Consider the following 4,409-nt stretch of genomic DNA (forward strand, 5'->3'; position numbering starts at 1 on the left):
AGCCCTTCTCCGAGGTGCGCGTGGAAGGCGATTGCGTGTATGCCCAGGCGGGAGCCACGAACGAGCGCATTTCGGAAGCTGCTTGCGAGGCGGGTCTTGCGGGTTACGAATTTGCGTCGGGCATTCCCGGCACGGTGGGCGGTGCCGCCATCATGAACGCGGGCGCCTACGATGGCGAATTCGCGGGCGTGGCCCAGGAGGTAACCTGCCTTACGCCCGAAGGCGATGTCGTTACGGTGTCGCATGACGAGGCCTGCTGGTCGTACCGCCATAGCATGATGGACGAGCGTGGCTATATCGTCCTGTCTGCTAAGCTGTGTCTTTTCCCCGACGAGCCCTCTGCCATCCAGGCGCGCGTCGACGACCTCACCGAGCGAAGGGAATCGAAGCAGCCGCTCGAGATGCCCAGCGCGGGTTCCACGTTCAAGCGCCCCGAGGGATATTTCGCGGGCAAGCTCATCCAGGATTCGGGCTTGCGCGGCTATCGCATCGGGGGCGCCCAGGTATCGGAAAAGCATACCGGCTTCGTGGTGAATGCCGGCGGTGCGACGGCTGCCGACGTGCAGGCGCTCATCGCGCATATCCAGAAGACCGTGCGCGGGCAATTCGGCGTGGAAATGCATCCCGAAGTTCGCATGTGGGGCTTCTAAGCGCATACTGTCGCGCTTCTGCGCCTATTTCGTAACGAAACGATAAACGGCCGTCTCGTTTGACGCTTTCTTCAGATTTCCCTTCTAGCGTAGAGGGGGAAGAGAACGAAGGAGCGTATATGACCGAGACGGCTGCAGTTGCGAAAAAGAAAGGCACCCTATTCCAAAATCTATCGATTGCCCAGGTGGCGGCTACGGCGCTTGCCGCAGTGACCTCGTTGTTGCTTTCATCCCAGATAGGCATCGCGGGCTCGCTTCTGGGTACTGCCGTGGGCTCGATCGTGGCCACGGTAACCGCGCAGGTGTACAAGAACATCATGCTCGCCTCGGCGGACAAGATTCGCTCGAACGACGATGCCACCGATGCGAAGGCGCCCTCCGATTTGGCGGGGAAGGCATCGCCCTCGCCCCTCACGCGCGATGATGGCGGTCATTCCCAGGCGGCCGACGCGACTGCCTGCATGGTCGTTTCCGATGGGACGTCGGTTATGGCGACTCCGGCGTATGCTTCCGCGGCGGCTACCACGCAGACGTCTGCGGCCGCGCATGTGCGGGGACGGCGGGAAGCGTCCGCGCGCAACTCGCTCATCAAGGCGCGCAGCAACCGCGCGCGCAAGGCGCAAGTGCAGAGACGCGCGATCATCGTCTCCGTCGCTGCGGCTCTTGTGGCCATCGCCCTCACTGCTGGCCTGGTGCTTCTGGTGACGGGCGGCCAGGGCTGGGGGAGTACCGAGGTGCTCGCCCCGTCGTCTTCGACGCAAACGCAAAGCGCGGCAAGCGATACGTCCGCTTCGTCTTCGGGCGAGACGCATCAGCGCGAAAGCGCCCAAGCCTCGTCGTCGGAATCGACTGCCAACCGCGAATCGAACGGTACGACGTCTGCCAATGGCCAGTCCTCCCAGAGTGGCTCCACCGAGAACGCAAATTCCACTTCCGCAGCGGGAAATGCCTCCTCGTCGAATTCCTCGAGTTCCAGCTCGGGTGATGAGAGCGATTCTTCGAGCTCCGATTCCTCCTCGAGCGGAACATCGAGCTCAGGTTCGAATTCCTCGCAGGATTCCTCGAGCTCTTCCGAAAGCGGATCGTCTTCGTCCGACTCCGCGTCGGAATCGGGCAGCCTGTCCGCTCAGAGCGCGTCGGGGTCCACTTCAACGAACTAGCGCACATGCGGCGTTTGCATGGCGTACTTCGCGTGATGCGAAAAGCGCCTGCCGGAGCTATCCGACAGGCGCTTGCTCGTGCTATGCGGTGGTGGGGCTAGCGCGTGAGGCGCACGCCCACGTACTGCGCGGTGGCGGGCAGGCCAGAGTTGCTGTACACCTCGGAAAGGGCGCAGGCGCTTACCGTCCAGTTGTAGGTGGTGCCGTCGACCTCGATCGTGCCCTTCTGGTACGTGTTGCCGTTGGAGTCGACGCCCGAATCGCTGACCGTTGCCGCGTCGAAGCCCTGGTTGGCCATGGCGTTGGTGACGGCCGTGTCGACGGTGCCCGACGTGAAGTCGGCGTAGGTAAGATGCAAGTCGACGGTGTCGGCGTTCTGCTGTTCCAGGCGCCAGCTGCCCGTGAGGAGCTTCACGGCGTCGGACGAGGAAAGCTTCGAGATGCCCGTTGCGTAGTAGGCGAGCGCTTCGGCGGTGGACACGTCGGAAGGAAGCTTCACGAGGTTGATGGCCTGCGTGCCGCTGGAAATCGACGAGATGTCGACGACCGTCTGGCCCTGCTGCGTCTGAGCCTCGATGATGCCCTCTGCGTCGAGGCCGATGAGGTTTATGAGTGCGGGCGACTGCACGGTTTCGCCGCGCGTGAGCATTTCGTTCACGGCTTCCTGCTGGTCTTGGCCGCCGTACACAACCGAGGCGTAGCAGTTGATGCCCCACGAAATGCCGATGATCAGCGCGATGAGCGCGATGGCGCCCAGCAGGTAGAAGTAGCGTTTGGGGAGGTCGAGCGGACGCGCGAGCGCGCTGCCGTCGAGATAGCGCACGGGGCCGGAGGTTTCCGCGACGTGCGCGCCTGTTTCCTTCGGGCGAAGGAACTGGGGGATTTCCAACATAGATGCTCCTTAGCGTTTAACAGGGGATGATTATAGCATTCGGTCTGGAGGTTTCCCAATGGCGGCCCCGGGGGCGCTACACTGTCTGTTGACAGAAAACACGGGAAGGAATCGGGAAGCATGCGAGATATCTCCACTGCCACGATAACCCGGGAAATCGCGCGCCTCTGCAAGGAAGCCGCGTGCGATTTGCCGAAAGACGTCGAGGACGTGCTCGTTCAGGCCGCGGAACGCGAGGAAAGCGAATTCGGGCGCTGGGCCATGCAGAAAATCTGCCGCAATGCGCGCATCGCACGCGAAGACGGCGTGCCCATGTGCCAGGATACGGGCATGGTCATCGTGTTCGCCGAGGTGGGCCAGGAGGCGCACATCGTGGGTGGCAGCTTCGAGGAAGCCGTAAACGCGGGCATCGCGCAGGGCTACACCGAAGGCTACCTGCGCAAGTCGACGGTAATCGACCCCGTTCTGGAACGCGTGAACGCTGGCGATAACACGCCCGCCATCATCTACACGCGCCTCGTCCCGGGCGATAAGCTCACGCTCACCATCATGCCGAAGGGCGCGGGCAGCGAGAACATGAGTCGCCTGTTCATGCTCAAGCCCGCCCAGGGCCTGCAGGGCGTGAAAGACGCCGTGCTGCGCGCGGTTGTGGAAGCGGGCGGCAACCCCTGTCCTCCCACCATCGTGGGTGTGGGCATCGGCGGCAACGCCGACAAGGCGCTCATGCTTTCCAAGGAAGCGCTTCGCCGCGAAGTGGGCGCCCCCAACCCCGATGCGCGCTACGCCGCGCTCGAAGCTGAGCTGCTCGAGGCCATCAACGAATCGGGCATTGGGCCGCAGGGCTTCGGCGGCCGCGTTACCGCGCTTGCCGTGCATATCGAAACGTACCCCACGCATATCGCCACCATGCCCGTGGGCGTTACGCTGAACTGCCATGCCGCGCGTCATAAGCAAGTCGTACTCTAGCGAGGGAGCCATGACGGATATCAAACGCATAACCACGCCACTCAGCCGCGACGTCGCACAATCGCTGCGCTGCGGCGACATGGTTTCCATTTCCGGCGTCATCTACACGGGTCGCGATGCCGCGCATGCGCGCATGACGGCCGCGCTCGACGCCGGCGAAGAGCTTCCCGTTAACCTCGATGGCCAGGTCATCTACTATGCGGGCCCCACGCCCGCCAAGCCCGGCAGGGTCATCGGCAGTTGCGGCCCCACCACGAGCGGGCGCATGGATTCCTTCACGCCGCAGATGATCGAGCAGGCGGGGCTCGCCGGTATGATTGGCAAGGGGCCGCGCAGCCAGGAGGTCATCGACTCCATGGTGCGCAACGGCGTCGTGTACTTCGCGGCCGTGGGTGGCGCCGCCGCCCTCATCGCGTCCTCGGTGAAGGAATGCGAGGTCGTTGCCTACGACGAACTGGGCCCGGAAGCCATCCGCCGCCTGGTCGTGGAAGATTATCCCTGCATCGTCGCCGTCGACGCTCAGGGTGGCAACCTCTACGAAGAAGGTCCTGCGCGTTTCCGCGTAGAGCGATAGATAGTTTTACCCAAGGAGCACCGCTACATGATTGACTTTTCGATTTTCCTTACCGCAGAAGCCTGGATCAGCCTTCTCACACTCGTCTTCCTGGAAATCGTTCTGGGCGTCGACAACATCGCGTTCATCGCCCTCACCACGAACCGCCTTCCCGAAGACAAGCAGCA

Annotated in this window: 5 protein-coding genes and 1 pseudogene; 5 read left to right on the forward strand and 1 reads right to left on the reverse strand. The window is 63.1% G+C overall.

Annotated features, from left to right (window positions below):
- Both murB and AC04P6_RS06510 read left to right on the forward strand, forming a co-directional pair.
- Positions 1–650: UDP-N-acetylmuramate dehydrogenase (murB, locus tag AC04P6_RS06505; RefSeq protein ID WP_475565809.1), on the forward strand; the 650-nt coding region annotated here is incomplete at its 5' end.
- Positions 651–769: 119 nt separating this feature from the next.
- Positions 770–1,810, forward strand: a complete 1,041-nt coding sequence (locus tag AC04P6_RS06510; protein ID WP_475565810.1) for a hypothetical protein — start codon at positions 770–772, stop codon at positions 1,808–1,810.
- A gap of 97 nt (positions 1,811–1,907) precedes the next feature.
- Here the strand turns inward: AC04P6_RS06510 and AC04P6_RS06515 are convergent, their stop codons facing one another.
- Positions 1,908–2,702, reverse strand: coding sequence for a teichoic acid transporter (locus AC04P6_RS06515; RefSeq protein ID WP_475565811.1), 795 nt, complete (start codon positions 2,700–2,702; stop codon positions 1,908–1,910).
- 120 nt (positions 2,703–2,822) lie between these two features.
- Between AC04P6_RS06515 and AC04P6_RS06520 the strand changes: the two genes are divergently transcribed.
- From AC04P6_RS06520 to AC04P6_RS06530, 3 genes and pseudogenes are all read left to right on the forward strand, one after another.
- Complete coding sequence (locus AC04P6_RS06520) at positions 2,823–3,668, forward strand: fumarate hydratase (protein ID WP_475565812.1); 846 nt, start codon at positions 2,823–2,825, stop codon at positions 3,666–3,668.
- 10 nt (positions 3,669–3,678) lie between these two features.
- Positions 3,679–4,242: a Fe-S-containing hydro-lyase gene (locus tag AC04P6_RS06525; RefSeq protein ID WP_475565813.1), complete on the forward strand. Its 564-nt coding sequence runs from the start codon at positions 3,679–3,681 to the stop codon at positions 4,240–4,242.
- Positions 4,243–4,272: 30 nt separating this feature from the next.
- Positions 4,273–4,409 (forward strand): annotated as a pseudogene (locus AC04P6_RS06530) (TerC family protein); the annotation flags it as partial.

The sequence above is a fragment of the Denitrobacterium sp. genome (assembly GCF_056180635.1).

Bases quoted from the DNA above. Each gene is read 5' to 3' on its own strand.
- AC04P6_RS06510 (WP_475565810.1), top strand. From the start codon at position 770: ATGACCGAGACGGCTGCAGTTGCGAAAAAGAAAGGCACCCTATTCCAA.
- AC04P6_RS06515 (WP_475565811.1), bottom strand. From the start codon at position 2,702: ATGTTGGAAATCCCCCAGTTCCTTCGCCCGAAGGAAACAGGCGCGCAC.
- AC04P6_RS06520 (WP_475565812.1), top strand. From the start codon at position 2,823: ATGCGAGATATCTCCACTGCCACGATAACCCGGGAAATCGCGCGCCTC.
- AC04P6_RS06525 (WP_475565813.1), top strand. From the start codon at position 3,679: ATGACGGATATCAAACGCATAACCACGCCACTCAGCCGCGACGTCGCA.